Source organism: Leuconostoc garlicum, from assembly GCF_001998805.1.
GTDB lineage: Bacteria > Bacillota > Bacilli > Lactobacillales > Lactobacillaceae > Leuconostoc > Leuconostoc lactis.
The window spans coordinates 835,224-860,166 of record NZ_CP016329.1 but is presented as its reverse complement, the minus strand read 5'-3'; the positions used below and the strand labels follow the sequence as shown (position 1 = coordinate 860,166).

The following is a 24,943-nucleotide window of genomic DNA, read 5'->3' as shown; positions in this document are numbered from 1 at the left end:
CCTCCACTTCGTTTTAAATGAGCGTTTCTACCCATCTCCCATTGACTCTGTTTGCGATTTAACTTATACTGCAAAGTGACAACTTATTATAAAAACTAGATTGCCTCTCAAAGTGATGTCTTCTATTCTGTCACAAGTTGTCACTTTTGTCAAATGAGGTAACTTTTGGAGAACCATATGCGAACAATTAGAGAACCACGTTATCGTAAAATCGCCTATCAAATTGCACAGAAAATTGCTGACAACGATTACCCCGTCGGTAGCAAGTTACATGCGCGTTCAACACTGTCCGTGGCCTTCGGTGTCTCGTCAGAAACAGCACGCAAAGCTGTCAGTGTGCTTGCCGATTTGCAGATTGTGAAGCCAATTCATGGCAGTGGGGTTGAGGTCTTATCCCGTGAACGCGCCAAGGCCTTTTTGAAGCAGTCGGAAACAACGTTTGATATCCAAGACTTGCATGGCCAAATTAATGATCTGATCGCACAACAAAAACAAGACATTCATACATTAGAACAAACCCTATCGCGCCTATTTGACCAAACGCAACGCGTCCAACGCCATCGTCATAGTCCGTTGACACCCTATGAACTTGAGTTGCATGATGATAGTCCTAAACTTGGCTTATCAGTCGGCAGTCTTAACCTCTGGCAAAGCACAGGTGCCACGTTGGTGGCCATCCTACATCATGATGAACTCATCGTCTCACCAGGACCATATGCTGTGATTGAACGGGGTGATACCTTGTATTTTGTTGGTAACGAAGCAGTCGTTGAGACGGTCTACAATTTCTTTTATCAAAAATAACACGCAAAAAACGACAGTCGCCCTGTCGTTTTTTTAATTATCTTGACAACTAACCACCTTAATTGTAAACTTAAACAATTAAATAGGTTTACAAAGGAAAACACATGAAAACACAAAAGCTCACCCTCACCGTCATGATGATTGCCTTACTGATTGTCATGGCTTACCTGCCCGCCATCCCCGTTGGTTTGGTACCCATTGTCGTGCAAAATCTCGGCATTATGCTGGCTGGCGCCCTCCTTGGTTGGCGTAACGGCGCACTCGCGATTATTGTCTGGCTCTTCATGGCCGCCATCGGATTACCTGTCTTGGTTGGCGGGGCTGGTGGTTTCCCACATTTTTTCGGCGCAACAGCCGGTTATATTTGGGCTTATCCCATTGCAGCTGCACTGATTGGGCTGAGCGTGCAAGCCCTTGATCGTTTGAAAAAAACCAATTTTGTGACATTATTACTCGTCATTTTAATTTTTGGTGTGGTGCTGGTTGATGTCAGCGGCGCAATTGGGTTACACATTGTGACTCATATGCCGCTCCCACAGGCCTTGTTACTACAACTCACATATGTACCAGGTGACTGTGCAAAGGCTGTCATTGCCACAGTGGTCACACTGGCGTTACGGCGCCGCTTTCCCCAACTTACCCATGTTTAATATCTTAGGTATCGGAACTGATGCCGCTGGGCGCTGCACCCATTGGCATACTGAGGTCGATATTATTGCCAATAAATGCCAGCAGTGCCGGGCTTACTACGCCTGCTATTTATGCCACAATACGCTAACAACGCATGAATTTGTACCCGTTGCTAAAACTGCCTTAGGGGCCCTTTGTGGGTCATGTGGGTTAGAGATGACAGGCAACGCCTATCTCACACAAACAGCCTGTCCTCGGTGTCAACATGCCTTTAATCCACAATGCCATCTACATCAACAGATTTATTTTTGCTAAAATAAACGTATGACAACTGTAGAAAAATTATTCCATATTTTCGTCAACCATGCCGACGAATGGGTATCCGGTGAAACCATTGCCAGTGAGCTTCACATTTCTCGTGCTGCCGTCTGGAAAGCCATCAATAAATTGACTGAAGCCGGCTTTATGATTGAAAGTCAGCGTGGTTTAGGTTACCGTTATATCCCCAATGAAAAAATGACCAGTACCGAAATCCAGCACCTCTTGGGCGTGCCAATGGCGATTCGCGTTTTTGATTCATTAGACTCTACTAATCGTTATGCTAAGTTGGCCTTAATAGACGAGACGCTCAACGCGCCGCTAGTAGTCATTTCAAACATTCAAACACACGGGGTCGGTCATTTAGGTCGGTCATTCTTTTCGCCTAGCCAATCGGGGCTTTATTTAAGTATTGCCTTACCCCTGACTTTTCAAGATACTGTCAAACCCCATTTATTAACGATTAGTACTGCCGTTGCTGTGGCGAAAAGTATTCGGACCCTCTTTGGGGTTGACCTGCAATATCAATGGCTGAATAATTTATATTTGAATCAGCAAAAAGTCGGCGGCATTCTCACTGAGGGCATCATGACCTTAGAAAGCCAAACTTTTTCGGGCTTGGTTGTTGGCATTGGGCTAAATCTCACCCCACCGCATACCACACAACCACAACCAATGGGTGCCATTACACCAGAATTGACCTTGTCACGCAACGTAGTTGCCGCACAAATCATTCAAGACTTTTTCCAAATGTACGAACAATACCAATCTGGCATGTATTTACCAGCTTATCGGCGGCATTTGATTGGCTTGGGTGAAACAGTGACAATCACCCAATCAGATCAAAGCCTTACCGGACAACTGTTACAAGTGACTGATGACGGTTATCTACAACTGCAAACACCAACTGGTATCACGACGATAACCAGTGGTGATCAACTATAAAAAGGACAGGTCATCAAGACCTGTCCTTTTTAATTGGCTTGCTGCTGTTCAGCAAGTGTGACTGTATTTTCTAATAGGGTCGCAATCGTCATTGGCCCAACACCACCAGGCACTGGGGTAATGTAGCTGGCAATACCTTGAACAGACGCAAAGTCAACATCCCCAACCGCTTTACCGTCAACATAATTCATGCCGACATCAACGACAACAGCGCCTTGTTTCAAATCGGCGCCGTTAATAAAGTTTGGCTTACCAACACCGACGACAACAATATCGGCATCTTTCAAATATCTTTTTAGGTCAGCAGCTGGTGTATAACGATGCGCTAATGTCACCGTCGCATCCGCGTTATTGAGTAAAGCAAACATTGGGCGGCCAAAAAGTTGTGACCGGCCAACGACCACTGCCTGCTTCCCAAACGTTTCAATACCATAGTGATTAAGCAATGTCATCACACCTTGCGGCGTCGCTGCAACGGTGTAATCCGCCAAAGCGTCTGCAAAGAGCATCCCTTGTACTGTGGCACCTAAACCATCAGCGTCTTTATGCGGAGCAACCGCTGAGAAAACTTCACGTTCTTTGACACCTTCAGCCAAAGGACTTTGGACTAAAATACCCGTAATGTTATCATCCGCATTCAATTCAGCCACCAACTGCAACACACTTTCCGTGGTTGCATTGGCGTCAGTTGGAATATCTTTTGTTTGAATGCCCAATGCCGCTGCTTTTTTAGATTTCATGCCAACGTATAAACGACTCCCGTCATTTTGTGGGTCATAAATTACAGCAAGTGTTACTGGCTTGTCCAGCTTCGCCACACGTTCAGCAGTCTTGGCATTCGTGAGCTTTGCCACAGCTGCGCCATCAAGTATTTCAGTCATCAAAATGCTCCTTCGTTTGTCCGCACTTTTATGTTATATTTTTCTTAACAAAACTAAGTCATTGGAGTTTATTATGTCAGATCAACGGATTAGCTGGGATCAATATTTTATTGCCCAAGCCGCCATTTTATCAACACGTTCAACCTGTACCCGCTTGCATGTCGGGGCCGTCTTGGTCAAAAACAACCGGATTATCGCCAGTGGTTATAACGGGGCCGTTGCTGGCACCCCACACTGTACCGATGTCGGTGACTTAATCGTTGATGGGCATTGCATCCGCGCTGTTCATGCGGAACAAAATGCCCTGATGCAAGCCGCACAAATGGGTATTAGCGTCGCTGACGCGACAGTTTATGTCACCGATGTCCCCTGTGTCCATTGTACGAAGCTCTTATTACAAGCAGGCGTGTCAAAGATTAACTACATGCGTAACTATCGCAACGATCCTTTTGCTGAAGAACTCTTGCAACAAAAGCAAGTGCCGTTGCAACAAGTGCCCTTTTCACAAGAGACAGCCAATCAAATTGACTTATCGCGCTTCGTCACACATGAATGATCTCACATCAAAAACCTTGAATTATTTGTTAATAACGAACTATTTTTATTTTAGCATAATTTATCCGTTTAGAAAACGAATACTCGAAATACTTATCATAATCTAACTTAAGTCATCAAGTCACTGTTTTAATAGCGAAATAGCCAACTTAACTTTGCCCAAAAGCCCGTCACATCAAGCGAATCACGATTTTCTCAGATACGAACAAACTTGCCAACCACGGTAAAATTCGTTAATATTTAAGATAGATGATTTTGAGAAAGGAACCGCGTAACGTGCCAGTTACGCGATCAATACGATGTCAAAAAATGAACAGCAATACCTTGATTTAGCACAAAAAATATTAGCTGAAGGTAACCTCAAAGGCGACCGTACTGGAACGGGTACGCACTCCCTCTTTGGTACGCAAATGCGCTTTGACTTACAAGAAGGCTTTCCCCTTCTCACAACCAAGAAAGTTTTCTTTGGGTTAATCAAATCCGAACTACTCTGGTTTTTGCGCGGTGATAACAACATTCGTTTCCTACTACAACATAACAACCATATTTGGGACGAATGGGCCTTTAAAAACTGGGTAGAATCAAGCGATTATACCGGTCCTGATATGACCAACTTTGGTCATCGCGCAGAAACTGATCCTGAATTTGCAGCCGTCTATCAAACGCAAAAAGCGATTTTTGTCGACAAGATTTTAAACGACGATGCCTTCATGGAAAAATTTGGTTACGTGGGTGACGTCTATGGCAAGCTCTGGCGTGGTTGGGAAACGAGCAGTGTGACAGCTGGTACCGAGACTGTTGATCAAGTTGCGCGCTTAGTTGAAGAGATTAAAACAACGCCTGACTCTCGTCGCCTTATTTTGACAGCCTGGAATGCTGATACAACGCCGCAAGCCCCCTTGCCTTCATGCCACGTCTTAAGTCAATTCTATGTCGCTGATGGCAAATTAAGCCTTCAGTTGTATCAACGTTCGGGTGATTTCTTCTTGGGTGTGCCGTTCAACATTGCGTCATATTCACTTTTGTTGCATATGATGGCCGCACAAACAGGTTACGAGGTCGGTGACTTTGTGCATACAATCGGTGACACGCACATTTATAACAACCACGTGGCTCAAATCACAGAACAACTCTCACGCCCGATGCATCCCCTACCAAAATTATGGTTAAATCCGGATGTTAAATCTATTTTTGATTACACCATGGCTGACATTAAGGTGCTTGATTATGAAAGTGAAGCTCCAATTAAGGCACCGGTCGCTGTTTAAGGCGTTATCGACCAACTGAAAGGACCTCATCATGAAAATTAGACCGTTGGAAAAAAGGGATTTACCTTATATTTATCAACAGGAAAATTCCCGAAAAGTCATGGCGCTGTGGTTTCAAGAAGCTTATACATCATTTGAAGAACTGCAACTGCTCTATGAACGCCATATCCTAGATCAGACTGAGCGTCGGTTTGTTGTGGAAGATGACGACCAATTTATCGGCGTCGTCGAGTTAATGTATATCGACATGTTACACCGACATACAGAAATTCAAATTATTATTCACCCCGACCATCAAGGCCTTGGCTTTGCGCAAGCAGCTATTCGGGCGGGCGTTGAATATGCTTTCCAAGTGTTGAACATGCACAAGGTCTATCTGTACGTTGATGTAGATAATGCCGCAGCCATCCACATCTACAAGAAGGTTGGTTTCAAAGAAGAAGGTATTTTACGCGAACACTTCTTTGCCGAAGGTCAATATCACGACAGTATGATGATGGGTATTTTAGCAACAGAATTTACCACTAATTAGCAAAAAGACTGAACACCAATATGGTGTTCAGTCTTTTTTTGTCAATCTTTACGGTAGCCTATCCCAATAAAAAAAACTTGTTTCTCAGGAAACAAGTTTGAGATTCAGAACTTCTCGGCGAACTGAATAATCGTAAACACTGAAAGCGTTTACAATACTATTATATCAATTTTTAATAAATGGTCAACCCGCTAAATACGATTCGTTTAGCCTTGGGCATCAATCATTTGTGACCCTAATTCAAAGTTATGTGAGTAGTCAACTGGGATGTCCACCACTACTGGGCCTTCAGATGCAAAGGCTTCATCAAGTACCGCATTCAATTCATCTGGTGTGTTGACACGCAATCCCTTTGCGCCAAAACTTTCAGCATACTTCACCAAGTCGATGTTCCCAAAATCAACACCGGCTGAGCGACCGTCATACTTCATTTCTTCTTGGAACTTGACCATGTCATAGTGGGCGTTGTCATTCCACACAATATGCACGGTGTTCAACTTCAAACGAACAGCTGTTTCTAATTCCATTGATGAGAAGAAGAAACCACCATCACCAGAAACCGACACTGCCTTGGCATTTGGACGCAACATCGCTGCTGTCATTGCCCATGGCAAACCAACACCAAGCGTTTGCATACCATTTGAAATCAAGAAGTGACGGGCAACGTATGACTTGAAGTGACGCGCCATCCAGATGTAGTGTGAGCCAATATCAGTTGCCACAGTCATATCATCCGTCACATGCGCTTGAATCGCTTTGATGATGTTTAATGGGTGGTTCAAATGACCTTGCGCTGGCGTGTAAGTTGGTTCGTCTGACGCGCGCAAATCCGCCTTCAATGTCTTCAAAACGGCTCGACTATCCACAGGTAATTCATAACCAGCCACACGTTCTGTTAATAAGTCTAAGCTTTGACCCAAGTCACCCACAAGTTGACGCTTTGGCACAAAGTTATTGTCGATTTGGACTGGTGTTGTATCCAACGCCACAATGTTCAAATCATTTTCTTTATTCCAGTTACGTGGTTCGTATTCAATCGCATCATAACCAACCGTGATGACCAAGTCAGATTGCTTCAACAACTTGTCCCCTGTTTGGTTACGGAAGAAGCCAATACGGCCAAAGAATGTTTCTGGTTCCAATTCACGAGAAATAACGCCTGAACCTTGGAATGTTTCTACGACTGGCAGTGTCGTTTGCTTCAACAACTTGTGCAAAGCGGCAACCGTATCATCGTCAGAACCACGCGCGCCAACCAACAAAACTGGCAACTTAGCTTGCTTGATTTGTTCAGCTAACCAATCCAAATCAGCTAAGGCTGCTGCCCCTTGCTTGGCATAAGGCATTGGTGGCAAAGCTTCAACTGACACGGGGGCATCATCCACATCTTGTGGCAATGAAACAAAGGCTGCCCCTTTTTTAGCGCCATTAGCAGCCGCAAAAGCGTTCGCAATAATTTCTGAAATGTTATTTGGATCTTGAATTTCCGAACTATAATTCGTAATTGGGGCAAACAGTGCCACTGAATTCGTTGATTGGTGCGTCAAACGATACAAGTCTTTACGTGGTACTTGACCACCAATCGCAACTACAGGGTCGCTTTCAGCACTTGCTGTCATCAAACCACTCACCAAGTTACCCACACCAGGACCTGATGTGACAATTGTGACACCTGGCTTACCGGTAATACGCGCAAAAGCTTGTGCCATAAAGACCGCATTTTGTTCGTGACGCGTCACAATTAATTTTGGCACTTTTTGACCAGGGGCTGGATGTTCCAACGTCGTAAAGAGACGATCAATCTTGGCACCGGGAATCCCGAAAACCAAATCAATTCCATGGTTCGTCAAGCTATCTGCAACAATATCTGCACCGTACTTTTGATCTGACATTTGATATCAAGGGTTGTTAACGCGCTGACCGACACTTAAGCAAGACAAGCCGATCATTAACTACCCATTCCTCCATTTTTTTCAATAAGCCTATCATAGCACTTTTTAGCTGGTAATGGTCAAAAAAACTTTGTGAAATTCATCGCTATATCAGTGTTCTTTCCTTCACAAACTCATAATTAGACCAAATAAAAAAGTTATCCGAATTGGATAACTTTTACGTTTAATCACTAAATTCAAAGACAAAGTCTGAGTTATTGATGCGGACATCATCCCCATCTTTGGCCCCAGCAGCACGTAAGGCATCATCGACACCCATGTGACGCAATTGGCGACCAAAACGCATAATCGTGGCATCACGCTGAATGTTGGTCATCAAGAACAACTTTTCAACTTCAGCACCACCAACAACCCATTGCTCAGAATCTTCATCCCATTCAATTGTAAAGTCATGCTTTTCTGGCTTAAATTCATACGTCTTTTCAGTCGGTGTGGCTTCAACGACTGGCCGATAGCTTTCTGGTGCTGGTGCAGTCGCCAAAGTATCGGCCGTGACACGCATCAACTCCTGGACGCCATCACGCGTCAAAGCTGAGATTGGCATAATGTTTGGTTGTGTTGGTAAGCCTGAATCAGCAGCTACTTGTTCCCGGAATTTCACCAAATTGTCGGCTGAATCCGGCATATCCATTTTAGTTGGCACAATAATGTGTGGTCGTGCCAAAATGGTTTCATCATATTGTTGTAATTCGTCAAGAATCTTACGGTATTGCGTATACGGATCTGTGCCTTCAATTCCTGACATGTCAACCAAGTGCAAGATGACCTTCGTCCGTTCAACGTGACGTAAGAATTGGAAACCTAACCCAACACCTTGAGCTGCACCTTCAATCAATCCTGGTAAGTCCGCCATGACAAAGTCACGTTCATCTGGCAAACGAACCATCCCAATGTTGGGGGCTAACGTCGTAAAGTGATATGCGGCCACTTTTGGCTTTGCATTCGACACCACAGAAAGCAACGTTGACTTACCCGCTGATGGGAAACCAACTAGCCCAACATCTGCCAAAACTCTTAATTCGAGCTTCAAATTCCGAATTTCACCTGGTTCACCGTTTTCTGATAATTCCGGTGCGGGGTTGGCTGGGGTCGCAAAATGAATATTCCCACGGCCACCACGACCACCCTTGGCAACAACCAGTTCTTGTCCGTTTTCAAGCATATCGCCCAAAACTTCACCTGTATCGGCGTCTTTCACGATTGTGCCTTGTGGCACTTTAATATAGCGATCATCGGATGACGCACCTGTCATCCCCTTTGTGCCACCATTACCACCTGGTTGTGCTTTAAAATGTCGGTTATAACGGAAGTCCATCAGCGTACGTAACCCTTCATCGACTTTCAAAATGATTGAGCCACCATGCCCACCATCACCACCAAAAGGCCCGCCCATTGCGACGAACTTTTCGTGACGGAAAGACACAATACCGTCTCCCCCTTTACCGGCTTTTACTTCAATTTCTGCTTGATCTACGAATGCCATAGTTTGATTGCGCGCAACTTGTTGCCTCACGCACGATCGTCCAGCTGCAAAAGCCTGATTCGTGCGTGTCGCTGCGCCCCCCTTCTCCTTGTCTGCTTACCGAGGTAAGCTTGCGATATTTTAATACTCTAGTTTACCATAAAAAACAACTTCATGCGACTATTACGCCGTGACTCAAGCGCCTGACTGCAAACTGAGGTGAATGACTCGTGCCAGTTTTTCATTAATACCAATAGCCTGTAGGTCGGCGATTGAAGCCGCGGCAATTTTTGGTAGCGATCCAAATTCACGCAAAAGTTTTTGTCGGGTCTTAGGCCCGACACCATCAATCCTATCAAGTCGTGACGCTAACGTGTTTTTACTGCGTAACTGTCGATGGAAACTGACGGCAAAACGGTGCACCTCTTCTTGTACCCGCTGAATTAAGAAGAACCCTTCAGATTGTTTGTCAAAGGTCACCACTTTTCCAGTATGGCCATCAATGAGATCAGCAGTCTTATGCTTATCATTTTTAACCATGGCCGCAATTGGAACGTGCGTGAGACCCAATTCATCCACCAGTACTTCTTTAGCGGCATTGAGCTGAATCTCGCCCCCATCCATTAAAATCAAATCAGGCATCTCGCCACCTTCTTTTAACAAACGGGAATAGCGCCGACGAATGACTTCTTGCGTTTCCGCCCATTCATCCGCATGATCAACAGACTTAATTTTATACTTCCGGTAGAGGTCCTTATTCGGCACGCCATCTTCAAACACCACCATCGCACTTACAATTTCAACCCCTTGGGTATGTGAGTGGTCAAAAGCTTCAATCCGATGGCCCATGGGAATATGCAAGGCATCGGTAATCTCGCGCATGGCACCCGTGGTTTTCTTTTCATTAAGTTGCATCAAGCGGAACTTTTCTTCTAGCGCAATGCGGGCATTTTTTTGCGCTAAATCCAGCAAATCACGCTTTTCACCCCGCACCGGGATTCGCACGGGGACGCCCAATGCTTCAGTCAATGCGGCGGTATCAATCCCTTTTGGTACTAAGACTTCGTTTGGCTTTTGAATGTTGCGCTGCGCATAAAATTGTTGAATAAAATTCATCATTTCTTCATCAGCGGAACCAATGACCGAAAATGTTTGTTTAAATTGCCGAATGAGACGGGCTTGCCGAAGGAAAAAGACCTCAACAGTCATCCAACCTTTATCCAGATGATAATTGAATAAATCACGCGGCGTGGTATCTTTTGACAGCACCCGTTGACTTTCAACCGTTTCGTCAATATATTTCAATTGATCGCGTAAGTCAGCTGCTTGTTCAAAAGCTAACGCCTCTGCTGCGGCTGTCATTTTCTCAGCAATGACCTTTTTAACGGTAGCCGTATCCCCATCCAAAAAACGCTTAATCTGGTCAACTTGGGCTGCGTATTCAGCCTCTGGTACTTCATGCCAACAAGCACCCAAACATTGCCCCATATTGTAATACAGGCAAGGTCGGCCCTGAAAACCGTTACAGCGGCGCAAGGGATAGTTTTTTTCCAAAAAGCGCAACGTTTCTTGAGCTGCAAACACGTTAGGATAGGGGCCAAAATAAAACCCACCGTCTTTTTTAACTTCGTTAACCATGGCCATTTTGGGATCACGTTCTTTAGTAATTTTAATGTACGGATAGCCCGTGCCATATTTCAATCGAATGTTGTAGTACGGCTTGTATTTCTTGATTAACTCATTTTCCAACAAAAAGGCTTCTTTGTCAGAATTCGTCACGATATAATCAAAATCCACAATATTTTGGACCAATTCAGCGGTTTTACCTGTATGATCTTGCTTAAAGTAAGACCGAACGCGGTTTTTAAGGTTTTTGGCCTTCCCCACGTAGATAATTTTGCCGCTCTGGTCTTTCATTTGATATGACCCAGGTTCTGCTGGCAGTAACGCGAGTTTTTGTTCAATGTGTTGTGATGGATTTGCTAACATAGTTTTATTATACCAAGCCACGCAAGCATTTTGGTCGAAAATAAAAACACGCGTTCGCGTGTTTCTCATTTTAATTATGCTTCATGTTGTAAGGCTGCACCAATAAAGTCATGGTACAAACCTTCTGGACGATCCGGACGTGAGAGGAATTCTGGATGGTACTGTGCTGCAACGAAGAAATCATTCTTTGGATATTCAATCACTTCCATCAAACGATTGTCTGGTGACGTTGCCGCAAAGACCATACCAGCCTTTTCAAATTCATCACGGAACTTTGTGTTAAATTCATAACGGTGACGGTGACGTTGTTCAACTTCTTCAACATCGCCATAAGCCTTGGCTGTTAATGTGCCTTGCTTTAACATCGCTGGGTAAAGACCCAAACGCAATGTGCCACCAAGGTTTTCCACGTTTTCTTGATCCTTCATCAAATCAATAATTGGTGCTTGCGTTTCTGGATTAAGTTCGGTTGAGTTCGCATCTTCATAGCCTAGAACGTGACGTGCAAATTCAACGGAAGCCAACTGCATCCCCAAGCAAACACCCAAGAACGGCGTGTTTGTTTCACGAGCAAAGCGAATCGCTTGAATTTTACCTTCAGTACCACGGGCACCAAAGCCACCAGGTACCATCACGCCATCGGCATCAGCTAACAATTCTTGCACGTTTTCAGCTGTCACAGTTTCTGACTTAATGTGATTAATGTTCACTTCAGCATCTTGAGCGTAACCCGCATGCTTTAAGGCTTCATTAACTGAAATATACGCATCTGGCAAATCCGTATACTTACCAACTAAGGCAATGTTGACTGTTTTCTTTGGGTGCTTGATGTGATCAACCATCGCTGTCCAAGCTGTCATGTCAGCCTTTGGCGCGTCAATCTTCAACTTTTCCAAAACGACGTCATCCATGCCTTGTGCTTGTAAGTTCATTGGAATGTCATACAATGATTCCACGTCACGTGATTCAATCACCGCATTCGCACTAACATCCGTAAAGGTTGAAATCTTTTGCTTCAAGCTATCTTCTAGTGGTTCAGAAGTACGCAAGACGATCATATCAGGTTGAATACCCAATGAACGCAACTGTGCCACAGAATGTTGCGTTGGCTTAGTTTTGGCTTCACCAGCCGCCGTCAAGTAAACAATCAAGCTTGTGTGAATGTAAAAGACGTTGTCGTTACCAAGATCTGACTTCATTTGACGCAAAGTTTCGATAAATGGCAAACTTTCAATATCACCAACTGTGCCACCAACTTCAACAATCACCACATCAGCGTCTGTTGATTCCGCAGCTTTTTTCATCTTATCTTTAATGGCATCGGTAATGTGCGGAATGACTTGCACTGTCCCACCATTATAGTCACCGCGACGTTCCTTGGCCAAGACTTCTGAATAAATACGGCCTGTCGTCACGTTTGAATACATGTTCGTGTTAATATCCATGAAACGTTCATAGTGCCCCATGTCCAAATCAGTTTCAAGACCATCACCCGTCACAAAGGTTTCACCGTGTTGGTAAGGTGACATTGTCCCTGGATCAATGTTGATGTATGGGTCCAACTTTTGAATCGCTAATTTCAACCCACGATTCTTCAATAAACGGCCAAGTGATGCCGCGACAATACCCTTCCCCAAAGATGACACAACACCACCTGTGACGAAAATGTACTTTACTTGTTTATCTGCCATGATGCCTCCTCATGATATAGCGCTAGGCGCTTGCAACGATTCAGGGGGTAAAAATAAAATAGAAAAGCCCCAAGTTGAACTTGGGAGCTTTTAACGTCTGTCCCAATAAATGGGAGCCCTAATATATAATACAGAGTTCGGTTATATTTGTCAAACATTAACCTACTTTTTTAAAACATATTTGCTTATGCTTTAACACGCTTGAAAACTGTGATGGTTTCCACATGGGTGGTTTGTGGGAATTGATCCAATGGTTGGACTGGGCCATCAATCTCAAACCCTTCAGCTAAAATTTGAACGGCATCACGCGCCAAAGTCGCTGGGTTGCAGCTAATATAGACAAACGTTTCCGGTGCCATAGCGGCTACGGCAGAAATCAGTTCCACTGTTAACCCTTTACGTGGTGGATCTACAAAGACAACATTAGGCTTCAAGCCATCAGCTGCCCAAGCCACCATTTGTTCTGGGGCATCAGCCGTGACAAAAGTCACGTTATCAATTTGGTTGTTGCGCGCATTTTGTTCCGCATCGGCCACTGCATTTTCAACAACTTCCACACCATAAACATGCTTCACCTTGTCTGCAATTGACAACGTAATCGTCCCAATACCAGAATAGGCATCGACAGCAATATCCGTTTTTTTCAAGCCAGCTTTTTCAGCTGCCAACGTGTACAACGTGGCAGTTGTTTGTGGATTTACTTGATAAAATGAGTTCGGTCCAATGACAAAATCTTTGCCCATCAATTGGTCGTGGATATCATCAGCGCCCCAAATGGTTTCATTCCATTGTCCCATGATCACATTGGTATCATCATGGTTAATGTTGTGGATAAAGCTCTTTAATTCAGGAAGTTTTGCCTGCAAACGTGTCGCAATTTCATCAGCTTGTGGCAAACGCTTGGTGTTGGTCACAATCACGACCATTAATTCGTGTGAATAGTATCCGCGACGTACCATAATATGGCGCACAACACCTTTTTTAGTTGTTTCGTCATAGGCTGATAAGCCAAGATCACGTAAGATATCCCGCGTTACCGTCACCGCTTCATCAACCTTTGGATCTTGAATGTAAAAGTCTTCCACAGGGACTAAGTTGTGTGACCCACGACGATAAAAACCAGTTTCCAAGCGGCCATTGATTTCTTGCACAGGGACTTGGGCCTTGTTACGATACTTGGTCGGATCAGCCATCCCAATGGTTGGGCTGACATCAACGTCAATATTGACTTTTTTAAATAATTGTTCAACTTGACGTTGCTTGAATTCAAGTTGTGCCTCATATTTCAAATTTGCCAACGGGGCAATTCCCGTTGTAATCGCAATTTGATTGGCATTTTGCACGCGATTTGGTGATTCTTGCAGACGCTTGATCACACGACCAAAGGCAAAATTCTTTTGCACTTTCGTGATACCCAGACGCACAATTTCTCCTGGAATTGCATCGACAACAAAGATGGGAAAGTTATCAATTTTAACCACACCCATGCCTTGATAAGTAATGTCAACAACTTCCCCTTCAACTTCTTGGTTCTTGGTTACAGGGGCTTTTTGGGGGTAAACCCGATTGGCTTTTGCCATAGCATTTCGCTCACTTTCTTGTTGCGCCTTTTGATACGCACTTTAATGTCACATTATTTAACGTCGAGTTTTTCGACGTCCGCCATAAACTGTTGCTTTGTTTTGTCGGAAATAGTGGCCGCTTCCGGCATGCCAGAACGGTTGGCCACAAACTCAATGTGTTGTTGCAGATCTGTGAATAACATCGGCGCATCCCCGCCATATTCACCATCCAGGTTAACCTTCAATTGATCATCATCTAATGGCGTGATTTCAACTTTATTGGTCTTTTTATAAATCATTTGGGGATTATCCACATGCTTGCCACCATTTAACATTTGGGCAACCATTTGCAAAATTTGGCCCAAGTTAGATTCTTTAATAATCAATAACGTGAACTTACCGTCGTCTAACTTCGCATCCGGCACAATCGATTCAAACCCACCAACAGAATTGGTTAGGGCTAAGAAAATCATTGAAATCTTACCAGAATATTCACCGTCATCATAGGTCACGCGGGCATTAACTGGCTTAATTCGGGTAATAAGCTCTGTCCCTTTTACCAAATAGGCTAAGTAACCATACAAGGACTTCATCAATGATGGGACCGCGTAAGTCACTTCACTAATTGTGCCCAAAGCGGCAATATTCATGAAATATTTGGTCTGACCAGCTTGGTCAATTTCCCCAATATCCATCTTAATGGTTTCATGCTGTAAAATCACTTTCGCAGCTTCCAAAGGTTCGTCACGTGGTAACTTCAACGCACGGGCGTAATCATTGGTTGTTCCCGCTGGAATCACCGCCATCATCGGCCGCTTTTCTAAAGGCGCCAAACCATTGACCACTTCATTAATCGTCCCATCGCCACCGGCCGCAACAATTAAATCAAACCCCGCTTCAGCCGCACGCTTAGCTTCTTTGGCTGCTGACATAGGTTCTGGCGTCGTGGCAAAGGCTGACGTTTCATACCCTGCTGATTCATAAACTTGCAAAATATCCAACATTTCACGTTTGATAGCCTCACGCCCAGATGTTGGGTTGTAGATAATTCTTGCTCTCATGTTCGCTTGTGCGTAAGTGTTATGAACACGTTACGTGACACGTTGCCGTGCTAACACAATCCTTTCTTAAAAACTTATGTACACAGGCAAAAGCCTGTTCTGACTGACGACCATCATCGCCAGTTAACTATTAGAAATTAACGCTTGGCTAACTCTTCCAACAATAGTTTATTCATGACAGTTGGATTTGCTTGCCCCTTAGACATCTTCATCAGTTGCCCAATCAAGAAGCCAGTTGCGCGGTCTTTACCGCCCTTGAAGTCCTCAATTGACTGTGGGTTGGCATCCAAAACAGTTGTAATCCATTCTAATAGGACAGCTGGATCACTAATTTGAACCAAACCATGCTTCTTGGCAAATGCTTCTGGTTCTTCACCAACCATAATCGCTTCAAACACTTGCTTAGCTTGCTTCGTTGAAATTGTCCCATCTTCAATCAAGCGAATCATACCTGCCAAATGTTCTGGGGTTAATTGCGTTTCTGACAATTCTACTTGATGCTTGTTCATGTAGGCATTCACATCACCAATTAAGTAGTTCGCCGCACGCTTAGCGTCAGCGCCTGCTGCCACTGTCGCATCATAGAAATTGGCCATCGCCAACGTTTGCGTCAACACTTCAGCATCATAAGGTTCAATACCCAAGTTTGTCACATAATCATGTTGCCGTTCAGCCGCAGATTTTGGCAATTCAGCTGCCACCTTGTCAATCCAAGCTTGGTCAATCACCACTGGTGCCAAATCAGGTTCTGGGAAGTAACGGTAATCGTCGGCCCCTTCCTTGACACGCATCAAGATTGTTGACTTAGTTGGTTCGTTATAACGTCGGGTTTCTTGTTGAATCACACCACCGGCACGCAACACTTCTGCTTGACGCTTTTCTTCAAAGTATAAGGCATTACGCACGTAGTTGAATGAATTGATGTTCTTCATTTCGACTTTAGTCCCATAAGTATCAGAACCATATGGTCGCAATGAAATGTTGACATCGGCACGCATCTGTCCTTCTTGCATCTTGGCTTCAGAGATGCCCGTAAACAAAATTGTTTGGCGGAGTTGTTCCAAATAGGCATACGCTTCTTCAGGTGATGCAATGTCTGCTTCTGACACGATTTCAATCAAAGGTGTGCCTTGACGATTCAAATCGACATAAGAATAGCCATCCGTACCGTGGGTATTTTTACCGGCATCTTCTTCGACGTGTAATTCCTTGATACGAACACGCTTAACACTGCCGTCTTCAAGTTTCACATCCAAGTAACCATTCGTGCCCAAAGGTGTTTGTGATTGGGTTGTCTGATAGGCCTTTGGATTATCCGGATAAAAGTAGTTCTTACGATCCCAACGAATAAATGGTGAAATTGTCGCGTGGAGTGCCAAAGCCGCCCGCATCCCAAATTCTAATGCCCCTTTGTTGGCCACTGGCAAAACACCTGGATAACCAAAGTCAATCACGTTGGTGTTTTCATTGGGTTCATCACCATAGTGCACTGGTGATGGTGACATCAGCTTTGAGTTTGTCTGCATTTCAACGTGGACTTCAAGACCAATCGTTGTTTCAAAATTTCCTGTTCCCATAATTGTCATCCGTTCATCTGCTCTGCTAATCAGGTGAACGTTATTCCTCCCGCTTAGCTTAGTATGTCCTTTGCAATTGCTGGCTTTTGTTCAAACAAACGACTCGCTTGTTCAAAGGCATAACCAGTCTGGTAAACTGTTGCTTCATCAAATGGTCGGCCAATAATTTGCAAGCCAACCGGTAGGCCATCAACAAAACCAGCATTGACAGACATCCCAGGTAGCCCAGCCAAGTTCACTGGAATAGTCAAGACGTCCGCCAAATACATCGCTGTTGGATCATCCACTTCTTCGCCCAAACCATAAGCGACTGTTGGTGCCGTTGGCCCAACAATCACATCGTAATCGGCAAAGACCTTGTTAAAGTCTTCAATTAACAATGTCCGAATTTTCGCTGCCTTCTTAAAGAACGCATCATACGCACCAGCTGACAGTGAGAATGTTCCAAGCATGATTCGACGCTTGACTTCATCCCCGAAGCCTTCTGAACGTGTCTTAATGTAAAGTTCTTCCAAGTTTTTCACGTCATCGGCACGGAAGCCATAACGCACACCATCATAACGTTGCAAGTTTGATGAGGCTTCAGAAGACATGATGATATAGTAAGCCGCAACACCATACTTTGTATGTGGCAAGCTGACTTCATCCACTGTTGCACCGAGTGCCTCAAGTTGGGCAATCGCTGCTTTAACGGTGCTAGCAACCTTTGGATCAATCCCGTCACCAAAGTATTCCTTTGGTACGGCAATTTTCAGGCCCTTGACATCACCCGTTAATTGCGCTGTGAAATCCGGTACTTCACGTTCTGATGACGTTGAGTCCTTCGCATCAAAACCAGAGATGGCATTTAAGACCAACGCATTATCTTTCACAGTACGTGTAAATGGTCCGATTTGGTCAAGTGATGACGCCATGGCAAACAAGCCCCAACGTGATACACGACCATAAGTTGGCTTTAAGCCAACAATCCCGTTAAACGCCGCTGGTTGGCGGATTGATCCACCAGTATCTGATCCCAAAGCAAATGGTACCAAACCAGCCGCAACCGCAGCTGCTGAACCACCAGATGAACCACCTGGCACTTTCGTTTGGTCCCATGCATTAGTTGTTGTCTTATAGTATGACGTTTCTGTTGAGCCACCCATGGCAAATTCGTCCATGTTGGTCTTACCAACTGAGACCGCCCCAACAGTCTTTAACTTATCCACAACGGTTGCGTTATAAACTGGCTTGAACCCTTCTAAGATATGTGACGCACTGGTCGTTTGAATACCTTCCGTTGCCAAGTTATCCTTCAATGCAAATGGGATACCAGCTAATGTTTGCGTGAAATCTTGTTTATCATCCTCTACTTGCGCTTGAGCTAACGCTGCTTCCGGATTTGTCATGATAAAGGCTTCAAGTTTGTCATCAACTTTGGCAATATTATCCAAAGCCCCTTGCACCAATTCGACCGCTGTCACGTCTTGCTTAACCAATTTGTCATGTAACGTGGTTAAGTCATTATCAAAAAAGTTAAAAGTCATGATTATTCTCCTTCGCCATCCAAAATTGCGGGCACCTTAATCAAACCGGCTGCAGATTCTGGTGCATTATCTAACAAGGCTTGCTTTTGATGCCAATTATCAGCCACATCTTGGCGCAAATGATTGACATTTTCTGTCACTGAATAAGTTGGTTCAACATCTGTTGTATCTACTTCTCCCAGTGTGTCAAAAATATTTAAGATATCTCCCAATTGTGTTGTAAATTGTTCTAATTCAGCATCATCAAATGCTAATTTAGCCAAATTAGCCACGTGAGCAACTTCTTCTTTTGAAATCGTTGTTTCAGACATTTACTTACTCCTTTAAACATGCGTCATGCTTTTCATTACGCTGCACAATCAACACTTCATATATACTTATTTATTCTACCATAACTCACGCTTTCCCTACGCTTGCATTTTAATAATATAGGCGTATAATTAAATTTGTTGTATAAACAACATGACCAATCACTTTGTTTAACGTCTCACCGTCGTTTTACACAGTTATTGGCGACATTTTAGAAAGGTGGATATGATTATGGCCCTTACACAAGAACGTAAGAACGAAATCATCAAAGAATATGCTCGTCACGAAGGCGATACAGGTTCAGCTGAAGTACAAATCGCAGTTTTGACTGCTGATATTAACGAGTTGAATGCACACATGGCAGCTCACAAGCATGATTTCCACTCACAACGTGGTTTGATGAAGAAGATCGGTCGCCGTCGTAACTTACTACGTTACCTCCGCAACACTGATATTCAACGTTATCGTGAATTGATCCAACGCTTAGGTTTGCGTCGTTAATCTTTTTAGATTACATGAAAACCTCGTATCAAATTTAAGGAGAAAAGACATATGCCTGTTATTGAATCAGCAATTCAACGTGTTCGTCTTACGAAAAAGCAACACGATCGTAACGAACCACAAATCAGTGCTTACCGTACAGCTGTTAAGCGTTTTGAAAAAGCTGCTGCTGCCGGTCAAGACAATTTGGCAGAATTATACAAGACTGCTTCTTCTGCAATTGACCACGCCTACTCAAAGGGTTTGATCAAGAAGAACAAGGCTTCACGTGAAAAGTCACGTTTGGCAAAGTACGTCAAGTAATCAATAAAAAAACACCTTGGAAAATTTCCAAGGTGTTTTTTTATGCTGTTTTTAAGATAAATCGTTCAAATAACATTTCCGGATCTTGTGTGGTTGATTTTAATTTAATTTCAATCGCCACCATTCCCAGATAACCAGCGCGTAATGCCGGCAACGCATATTTTTTGAGCATGCCTTTAGCCAGTTTGACACGATAAGGATGCACACCTAGAGCCTTACCAATATCTTGATCTGTCCCCGTCATCCCCGCAATCTGTAATAACAATCTAAATTGTCCTGTCAAGACAGCATTAATCCGCAGCGCTGGCTCACCATTCTGCAATAAGGCACGATAAATTGTCAACGCCTGTTTAACACGTTGTGTCATCACAGCATCAACTAAATCAAACACCGTCGCTGTTAATGTTTTGGGCACCAGTGCTAAGACGGCTTCTAAAGAAATGTGCTTATGCTGGGTGGCATAAGCGACCAACTTAGGTAGCTCATTTTGCATTGCTGAATACTGGGCATTCGTCCGAACTAAAAGTTCCTGCATCGCGTCCGCATCAATTTGATAAGCACGCTGTTGTAATTGTTGGGTGATCGCTTGCCGGGCTTGCTGTTCATTCAAAGCAGGCACATCAACCGTTTCTGCGGCTTGTAAAATGGCTTTGGTCACTTTTTTGCGTTTATCTATTTTTAAATCATTAATCAAAAAGACCACAATATTTTCAGTCACCGGCTGTGCTAATAGCTGTAGTAAACCTTTTTGGTCGTGATCTGAAATTTTCCCTTTGGCCGTTAAAAATTCCGGATTTTGAACAATAATCACCCGTCGATTACCGAAAAACGGCATCGACATTGCGTCATTAAGCAGCTCATCTACACCCTGAACAGCCAAATCAAATTGACTATAATTCATCTCGACATCTTCTGGCTGAATGAGCGCTTTAAACGCACTATGGGCACGTTGACTTAATGCCGGTTCGTCACCGATGACAACATAAAAATTGGCTAAGGCATCATTTTGTATTTGTTGTTGTAATTGTTGCAGATTCATTTGGAAATTTAACCTCGAAACGCCCTTTTTCTCCGACATAACTGTATCTAATCATACCATTTGTTTGCGTGTTATAAATCGTTAGCCCGTTTTCTTGAATGGTTTTTAATGTTTCTAAATGCGGGTGATGATAACGATTTTCTCGTCCAGCAGAAATCAAAGCAATTTTAGGCTGCCAGTGGTTAATAGCCATTGGATTGGTCGCCGTTTTTGAGCCATGATGGCCTAACTTTAGCATATCAACCCGCATATCGGGGTACCGTGCGACAAGTTCGGCCTCGCCAGCTTGACCAAGATCACCAGCCGTCAAAATATTTTGACCACCAATCCGACTCCATATCGCAATACTATCGTCATTTTCAGCATGACCACTGTGAAATGGATGTAAAATTTGACCTGGAAAATGGGGTAATGATGTGCCAGCGGTAACTTCAACAACTTTAGCACGCCCTAGAAATGGTTGAATCTCTTGTTGAAAAGCAGTTTGTTGTGCCATACCAGCTGGTACGACCACGTATTTGACCACCATTTTTTGTAAGATCACTTTGGCGTAACCAATATGATCTAAATCATGATGAGTCAAGACCAAATAATCCACTCGCCCAATACTTAAACTATGAAGATAGTTGACAATGACTGTTTCACCAGCTGATCGTTGCCCCGACACTTGTTGCCACGGTTGTTGTTGCCCAAATTGTGGCGCACCGCCCGTATCAATTAATGTCACCACCCGATTACCAGGTGTCCGAAGTAACGCGGCATCCCCTTGCCCAATATCAAATGTTGTAAATTCACCACGCAGCGGATACTTCATACTCATGATGCCCATCACCAGTAAAATAGCCCACGCCCAGCGCACGACATAGGCTATTTTTTTATGGGTCACAAAACTCACAACAGCCAATATCAAGAGACAGATAATCAGCCACCACGGTAGTTTCCCAATAATGAGTTGTCCAGGTAACTGCGCTAAACCGTCTAACGTCCGTGCAAAAAACGCAATCACGCTGTTCATACACCTCACGACCTCAACTAAAGGTTGCCCTAACCAGCCAATCAAGACACACGGCACAATCACAAGACTAAAAAGCGGAATAGCGGCCCAATTAGCCAATGTTTGCAGGAGATGCCAGGTATATTGCTCTGGCGTGATTAACACAAAACTGACCATACTGAGCCATAAATTCGTTTGCCAAAAAGTTAACTGTCGGGTAAATAAGAGACAAAAGGTCAACGCAAAAGAAAGTTGCCCGCCCAAAGTCAATAAAATTGCCGGTTGGTAAAGGAGACTCCCAAGTAAACTCATCGACCAGACAACCGGTTGTGCTAAGGCACGGTACCCAAATAAGCGACTCAAACTAAAAAATCCCGCAATCACAGCACGCATCAATATGCCTGGTGCGCCCGCAAAAACAAAGTATGCCAATAACACACCGGCTCCAAATACCGCTGTTAACTCTTGTGGGCACCATAAACGACGCAACACGATCACTAATAGGGCCAAAAGATACGTCACTTGAAAGCCAGATACACTAAAGAGATGAATCAACCCCAATGTTTGTACACCAGGATTGCGCTCATAAAGCGTTCGCGATGCTGTGCCCATAATCAACGCCTGGGCATATTCACCTAATGGCTGGGGTAAGCGTTGCGCCGAAGCAATCCCTTGCGCGTGCCAGCCGTGCAGTTGATCTGCCAACTTTTGCCAGATTGATCGGGCTGTGGACTGGGTTACAGTACACTGTGATAATGTGATTTGATGCGTAATGTGCTGCGTAGCATAAAAGTCTTGCGCATCAAATTGATTAAAATTGGTTGCGGGCAGCAAACGTTTCATCGAGCCTTGACCAGTCAGATGAACCGGTTGTCGAATAGTTAGCCAGCGCTGTTTTGCTTGCTCAGATTTGACCTGATAGAAAAAAATAACGGTTTCGCCACTGTCATCAAGTTGACATTGCCCACGTACCGTTGCCCCATTAACCGTTATGTCATCTGGTAAAATCCGACCAGAAACGTGTGTCATGGCTGACGTCTCTTTGTTGGCTTGCTGGCTTAACATCTGCGCATCCCACATGAAATAACACAAAAAGGTAACCCAATACCGATAAATAACCCAAGGCGGTACACACTGACACGGCGCCAGAATATAAACATCGCTAACAGCCACAACGTCATTGTCACCGCACTAAAGCGATAAACGCAGCCACTTATCGCTGCAATATTGAGACTAACAATTAGAAAATCACGGTTTCTCATCAGACGGTTAAACTGTCCTTTAACGCTTCAAACCGTTTTTCGCCAATCCCAGAAACAGCCTTTAAGTCTGAAATTTGTTTAAAACCACCATTTGCTTCACGATAAGCAATAATTTGTTCGGCTTTCTTTTCACCAATACCTTCTAACGTTTGAAGTTCAGCCACCGTGGCCGTATTTAAATTAACCTTATCTTTTTGCGCTTGCGATGCTGATGGCGCTTGTTCACTTAAATGTTCCCCTTTTGTGGGAATATAAACCATTTGACCATCGGTTAATTTTTGGGCCAGATTGATCGTTAATATTTCTGCTTGATCAGTCAAACCACCAGCTTTAGCTACTGCCGCTTGTAGTCGTGGTTGTTGACTGACATCATAAACACCTGGCTGTTTTACCGCACCTTTAATATCAATTAATACTTTGGTCTCAGTATGTTCAGCACGGTTACCTTGTTTTTGATCAACTTGTTTCTGATCAGCCGCATGGTTTGATACATGACTTGGCATTGTCTTGCCTGCTGAATCATGGCCAACTGGCAACTGGCTGGCAAAAAACAACAGTAGGCTACCCACAATGATCAAGATAAGTAGTAACCAGCGTTTTCCACGACTTAAAATAACCTTCACTTGTTCAAATTGTTCTAACATACCACGCCCCCCTGATACATCATACGATGTATCATTTGAGAGCACTAAAAAACACCTAACCGAAGTTAGGTGTTAGTTTGGCATGTAAGATTCGCTCTTACGGGCGACTACTGGTGGTGACACCAATAGCAAAGTCGCGTCACCTCAGTGCAAGCACTGTTAGTCATGGTGAGAAAATGGGGTTCCACAACCACCATTAACACCTGCATCTATCCGAGATTTGTGATTTAACACAGCAGGCCGCCTTCGGCGCTAATTTTTCAAGCGCTTCGACTCATCGCATATAATTATCATACCAGAGTATCAACATAATATCAACACTTTTTCAAAAAAATTGAAAATTTTCGACACAAATAACCTGTTATAATACCCTTATGATTAAATTAACGAAACTTGAAAAGCACATCATTATGACACAAGCAAACCCAACACATCACAGCTTGTCAGATATTTTAGTCCCCGACTTTGCTGGCGACACCAAACACGCACTGGCCCAATATGTGATTGATACCTACGATTTAGGGCATTTTGATGGTGTCAAAAATACGAGTGCTCCACATATGCTAGATTTCACTTGCCGATCAGAAAACCAGCAATTAATACGAATTACCGGTCGCATTACTTACCAGGCTTAATCCTCAGTAATTTCTGCATCGGCCACAGTTTGCTGTTCAACAATCACTTGCAGTTGCGCCGTAAACCATTGGGCAATTTTACTTTTCACACTATCTGGATCATCTTGATAAGCTGTCACCGAACTCGCCAAAGCAATTTTTAACTGTGACTGGCTCACCAGCGGATTTTCCACAATCATATAAAGATTCACATCGTTATCTGGTTTCTCTGGCCAGATTAATTTTTTGAGCTGATTCGTATAACGTTGCGGCAAGTTAATGACATTCGTTTCTAACGTTAAGGTTGTGCCACCCGCTACAATACCACCATTGATTGTGAGGGCTAAATGGATAAAGTTCGGATCAGCAATATGCGTATCGAGCGCCTCAAATAGCGCATCTAACGCAATATCGTCCTGATCTGGCTGTGCCACGACCAAAGTGAAAGCTTGTGATGCGGTAATATTTTCTAATGCCCGTTCACCGGTGATTTCCATATTTTTGCTCCCAGAATTTTAATACTC

Annotated in this window: 24 protein-coding genes; 10 read left to right on the top strand and 14 right to left on the bottom strand. The window is 43.9% G+C overall.

What is annotated here, in order from left to right; all coding sequences use genetic code 11:
• The first annotated feature begins 177 nt into the window (after positions 1–177).
• The 4 genes from A9176_RS04445 (at position 178) to A9176_RS04430 (ending at position 2,697) form a co-directional block, all read left to right on the top strand.
• A complete protein-coding gene (locus A9176_RS04445) occupies positions 178–804 on the top strand; it encodes a TrkA C-terminal domain-containing protein (protein ID WP_077282237.1) in 627 nt (208 codons plus the stop codon).
• Between the two features lie 104 nt (positions 805–908).
• The gene (locus A9176_RS04440; protein WP_068851856.1) at positions 909–1,454 is read left to right on the top strand and encodes a biotin transporter BioY; all 546 of its coding nucleotides are present in this window, start codon (positions 909–911) and stop codon (positions 1,452–1,454) included.
• Positions 1,366–1,749, top strand: coding sequence for a hypothetical protein (locus A9176_RS08890; protein WP_374971561.1), 384 nt, complete (start codon positions 1,366–1,368; stop codon positions 1,747–1,749). Before A9176_RS04440 ends, A9176_RS08890 begins: the two co-directional genes overlap by 89 nt.
• Before the next feature lie 9 nt (positions 1,750–1,758).
• Positions 1,759–2,697, top strand: coding sequence for a biotin--[acetyl-CoA-carboxylase] ligase (locus A9176_RS04430; protein WP_077282233.1), 939 nt, complete (start codon positions 1,759–1,761; stop codon positions 2,695–2,697).
• 29 nt (positions 2,698–2,726) lie between these two features.
• On the opposite strand, the gene A9176_RS04425 is transcribed toward A9176_RS04430, so the two are convergent.
• Entirely contained in the window at positions 2,727–3,578 is an 852-nt protein-coding gene (locus tag A9176_RS04425) for a bifunctional 5,10-methylenetetrahydrofolate dehydrogenase/5,10-methenyltetrahydrofolate cyclohydrolase (protein WP_029509619.1), read from the bottom strand.
• 73 nt (positions 3,579–3,651) lie between these two features.
• Between A9176_RS04425 and A9176_RS04420 the strand changes: the two genes are divergently transcribed.
• The 3 genes from A9176_RS04420 (at position 3,652) to A9176_RS04410 (ending at position 5,933) form a co-directional block, all read left to right on the top strand.
• On the top strand, positions 3,652–4,134 hold the full coding sequence (locus A9176_RS04420) for a deoxycytidylate deaminase (RefSeq protein ID WP_010000145.1): 483 nt from the start codon (positions 3,652–3,654) through the stop codon (positions 4,132–4,134).
• Between the two features lie 298 nt (positions 4,135–4,432).
• Complete coding sequence (locus A9176_RS04415; protein WP_077282231.1) at positions 4,433–5,401, top strand: thymidylate synthase; 969 nt, start codon at positions 4,433–4,435, stop codon at positions 5,399–5,401.
• Positions 5,402–5,432: 31 nt separating this feature from the next.
• Positions 5,433–5,933 carry a GNAT family N-acetyltransferase gene (locus A9176_RS04410; protein WP_029509617.1) on the top strand — a complete coding sequence of 167 codons (501 nt, stop codon included), beginning with the start codon at positions 5,433–5,435 and terminating at the stop codon, positions 5,931–5,933.
• A gap of 206 nt (positions 5,934–6,139) precedes the next feature.
• On the opposite strand, the gene alsS is transcribed toward A9176_RS04410, so the two are convergent.
• The 9 genes from alsS to gatC all read right to left on the bottom strand — a co-directional run bounded on the left by alsS (position 6,140) and on the right by gatC (position 19,064).
• On the bottom strand, positions 6,140–7,825 hold the full coding sequence (alsS, locus tag A9176_RS04405; RefSeq protein WP_029509616.1) for an acetolactate synthase AlsS: 1,686 nt from the start codon (positions 7,823–7,825) through the stop codon (positions 6,140–6,142).
• A 223-nt stretch (positions 7,826–8,048) separates the two neighbouring features.
• The gene (obgE, locus tag A9176_RS04400) at positions 8,049–9,368 is read right to left on the bottom strand and encodes a GTPase ObgE (protein ID WP_077283238.1); all 1,320 of its coding nucleotides are present in this window, start codon (positions 9,366–9,368) and stop codon (positions 8,049–8,051) included.
• 174 nt (positions 9,369–9,542) lie between these two features.
• A complete protein-coding gene (gene uvrC, locus A9176_RS04395) occupies positions 9,543–11,336 on the bottom strand; it encodes an excinuclease ABC subunit UvrC (RefSeq protein ID WP_077283236.1) in 1,794 nt (597 codons plus the stop codon).
• Positions 11,337–11,410: 74 nt separating this feature from the next.
• On the bottom strand, positions 11,411–13,027 hold the full coding sequence (locus tag A9176_RS04390; protein ID WP_077282229.1) for a CTP synthase: 1,617 nt from the start codon (positions 13,025–13,027) through the stop codon (positions 11,411–11,413).
• Positions 13,028–13,212: 185 nt separating this feature from the next.
• Positions 13,213–14,607, bottom strand: coding sequence for a 23S rRNA (uracil(1939)-C(5))-methyltransferase RlmD (gene rlmD / locus A9176_RS04385; protein WP_077282227.1), 1,395 nt, complete (start codon positions 14,605–14,607; stop codon positions 13,213–13,215).
• A gap of 53 nt (positions 14,608–14,660) precedes the next feature.
• Positions 14,661–15,650, bottom strand: a complete 990-nt coding sequence (locus A9176_RS04380) for a diacylglycerol kinase family lipid kinase (protein WP_077282225.1) — start codon at positions 15,648–15,650, stop codon at positions 14,661–14,663.
• A 137-nt stretch (positions 15,651–15,787) separates the two neighbouring features.
• Complete coding sequence (gatB, locus tag A9176_RS04375; protein ID WP_029509611.1) at positions 15,788–17,227, bottom strand: Asp-tRNA(Asn)/Glu-tRNA(Gln) amidotransferase subunit GatB; 1,440 nt, start codon at positions 17,225–17,227, stop codon at positions 15,788–15,790.
• A 53-nt stretch (positions 17,228–17,280) separates the two neighbouring features.
• Positions 17,281–18,753: an Asp-tRNA(Asn)/Glu-tRNA(Gln) amidotransferase subunit GatA gene (gatA, locus tag A9176_RS04370; RefSeq protein ID WP_077282223.1), complete on the bottom strand. Its 1,473-nt coding sequence runs from the start codon at positions 18,751–18,753 to the stop codon at positions 17,281–17,283.
• 2 nt (positions 18,754–18,755) lie between these two features.
• Complete coding sequence (gatC, locus tag A9176_RS04365; RefSeq protein WP_029509609.1) at positions 18,756–19,064, bottom strand: Asp-tRNA(Asn)/Glu-tRNA(Gln) amidotransferase subunit GatC; 309 nt, start codon at positions 19,062–19,064, stop codon at positions 18,756–18,758.
• A gap of 229 nt (positions 19,065–19,293) precedes the next feature.
• Here gatC and rpsO point away from each other — a divergent pair, with 229 nt between their 5' ends.
• Entirely contained in the window at positions 19,294–19,563 is a 270-nt protein-coding gene (rpsO, locus tag A9176_RS04360) for a 30S ribosomal protein S15 (RefSeq protein ID WP_010000131.1), read from the top strand.
• 51 nt (positions 19,564–19,614) lie between these two features.
• Positions 19,615–19,866, top strand: a complete 252-nt coding sequence (gene rpsT / locus A9176_RS04355) for a 30S ribosomal protein S20 (protein WP_010000129.1) — start codon at positions 19,615–19,617, stop codon at positions 19,864–19,866.
• A gap of 40 nt (positions 19,867–19,906) precedes the next feature.
• Here the strand turns inward: rpsT and holA are convergent, their stop codons facing one another.
• The 3 genes from holA to A9176_RS04340 all read right to left on the bottom strand — a co-directional run bounded on the left by holA (position 19,907) and on the right by A9176_RS04340 (position 23,805).
• The gene (holA, locus tag A9176_RS04350; RefSeq protein WP_077282221.1) at positions 19,907–20,905 is read right to left on the bottom strand and encodes a DNA polymerase III subunit delta; all 999 of its coding nucleotides are present in this window, start codon (positions 20,903–20,905) and stop codon (positions 19,907–19,909) included.
• Complete coding sequence (locus tag A9176_RS04345) at positions 20,868–22,979, bottom strand: DNA internalization-related competence protein ComEC/Rec2 (RefSeq protein WP_242943196.1); 2,112 nt, start codon at positions 22,977–22,979, stop codon at positions 20,868–20,870. Before A9176_RS04345 ends, holA begins: the two co-directional genes overlap by 38 nt.
• Positions 22,980–23,160: 181 nt before the next feature.
• Positions 23,161–23,805 (bottom strand): helix-hairpin-helix domain-containing protein, encoded by a 645-nt coding sequence (locus tag A9176_RS04340; RefSeq protein WP_077282219.1) that lies wholly within the window; start codon positions 23,803–23,805, stop codon positions 23,161–23,163.
• A gap of 374 nt (positions 23,806–24,179) precedes the next feature.
• On the opposite strand from A9176_RS04340, the gene A9176_RS04335 reads away from it, so the two are divergent.
• The gene (locus A9176_RS04335) at positions 24,180–24,440 is read left to right on the top strand and encodes a hypothetical protein (RefSeq protein ID WP_048700752.1); all 261 of its coding nucleotides are present in this window, start codon (positions 24,180–24,182) and stop codon (positions 24,438–24,440) included.
• Here the strand turns inward: A9176_RS04335 and A9176_RS04330 are convergent.
• The gene (locus A9176_RS04330; protein WP_077282217.1) at positions 24,437–24,916 is read right to left on the bottom strand and encodes a hypothetical protein; all 480 of its coding nucleotides are present in this window, start codon (positions 24,914–24,916) and stop codon (positions 24,437–24,439) included. The two genes, A9176_RS04335 and A9176_RS04330, sit on opposite strands and share 4 nt — an antisense overlap.
• Positions 24,917–24,943: the final 27 nt, after the last annotated feature.

What these genes read in the sequence shown, in the direction of transcription:
- gatB (WP_029509611.1), bottom strand. Translation starts at nt 17,227, where the DNA reads ATGGGAACAGGAAATTTTGAAACAACGATTGGTCTTGAAGTCCACGTT.
- A9176_RS04420 (WP_010000145.1), top strand. Translation starts at nt 3,652, where the DNA reads ATGTCAGATCAACGGATTAGCTGGGATCAATATTTTATTGCCCAAGCC.
- A9176_RS04430 (WP_077282233.1), top strand. Translation starts at nt 1,759, where the DNA reads ATGACAACTGTAGAAAAATTATTCCATATTTTCGTCAACCATGCCGAC.
- A9176_RS04390 (WP_077282229.1), bottom strand. Translation starts at nt 13,027, where the DNA reads ATGGCAGATAAACAAGTAAAGTACATTTTCGTCACAGGTGGTGTTGTG.
- A9176_RS04410 (WP_029509617.1), top strand. Translation starts at nt 5,433, where the DNA reads ATGAAAATTAGACCGTTGGAAAAAAGGGATTTACCTTATATTTATCAA.
- gatC (WP_029509609.1), bottom strand. Translation starts at nt 19,064, where the DNA reads ATGTCTGAAACAACGATTTCAAAAGAAGAAGTTGCTCACGTGGCTAAT.
- rpsO (WP_010000131.1), top strand. Translation starts at nt 19,294, where the DNA reads ATGGCCCTTACACAAGAACGTAAGAACGAAATCATCAAAGAATATGCT.
- obgE (WP_077283238.1), bottom strand. Translation starts at nt 9,368, where the DNA reads ATGGCATTCGTAGATCAAGCAGAAATTGAAGTAAAAGCCGGTAAAGGG.
- rpsT (WP_010000129.1), top strand. Translation starts at nt 19,615, where the DNA reads ATGCCTGTTATTGAATCAGCAATTCAACGTGTTCGTCTTACGAAAAAG.
- rlmD (WP_077282227.1), bottom strand. Translation starts at nt 14,607, where the DNA reads ATGGCAAAAGCCAATCGGGTTTACCCCCAAAAAGCCCCTGTAACCAAG.
- A9176_RS04425 (WP_029509619.1), bottom strand. Translation starts at nt 3,578, where the DNA reads ATGACTGAAATACTTGATGGCGCAGCTGTGGCAAAGCTCACGAATGCC.
- A9176_RS04415 (WP_077282231.1), top strand. Translation starts at nt 4,433, where the DNA reads ATGTCAAAAAATGAACAGCAATACCTTGATTTAGCACAAAAAATATTA.
- A9176_RS08890 (WP_374971561.1), top strand. Translation starts at nt 1,366, where the DNA reads ATGTACCAGGTGACTGTGCAAAGGCTGTCATTGCCACAGTGGTCACAC.
- A9176_RS04345 (WP_242943196.1), bottom strand. Translation starts at nt 22,979, where the DNA reads ATGTGGGATGCGCAGATGTTAAGCCAGCAAGCCAACAAAGAGACGTCA.
- A9176_RS04340 (WP_077282219.1), bottom strand. Translation starts at nt 23,805, where the DNA reads ATGTTAGAACAATTTGAACAAGTGAAGGTTATTTTAAGTCGTGGAAAA.
- A9176_RS04380 (WP_077282225.1), bottom strand. Translation starts at nt 15,650, where the DNA reads ATGAGAGCAAGAATTATCTACAACCCAACATCTGGGCGTGAGGCTATC.
- gatA (WP_077282223.1), bottom strand. Translation starts at nt 18,753, where the DNA reads ATGACTTTTAACTTTTTTGATAATGACTTAACCACGTTACATGACAAA.
- holA (WP_077282221.1), bottom strand. Translation starts at nt 20,905, where the DNA reads ATGAATCTGCAACAATTACAACAACAAATACAAAATGATGCCTTAGCC.
- uvrC (WP_077283236.1), bottom strand. Translation starts at nt 11,336, where the DNA reads ATGTTAGCAAATCCATCACAACACATTGAACAAAAACTCGCGTTACTG.
- A9176_RS04445 (WP_077282237.1), top strand. Translation starts at nt 178, where the DNA reads ATGCGAACAATTAGAGAACCACGTTATCGTAAAATCGCCTATCAAATT.
- alsS (WP_029509616.1), bottom strand. Translation starts at nt 7,825, where the DNA reads ATGTCAGATCAAAAGTACGGTGCAGATATTGTTGCAGATAGCTTGACG.
- A9176_RS04330 (WP_077282217.1), bottom strand. Translation starts at nt 24,916, where the DNA reads ATGGAAATCACCGGTGAACGGGCATTAGAAAATATTACCGCATCACAA.
- A9176_RS04335 (WP_048700752.1), top strand. Translation starts at nt 24,180, where the DNA reads ATGATTAAATTAACGAAACTTGAAAAGCACATCATTATGACACAAGCA.
- A9176_RS04440 (WP_068851856.1), top strand. Translation starts at nt 909, where the DNA reads ATGAAAACACAAAAGCTCACCCTCACCGTCATGATGATTGCCTTACTG.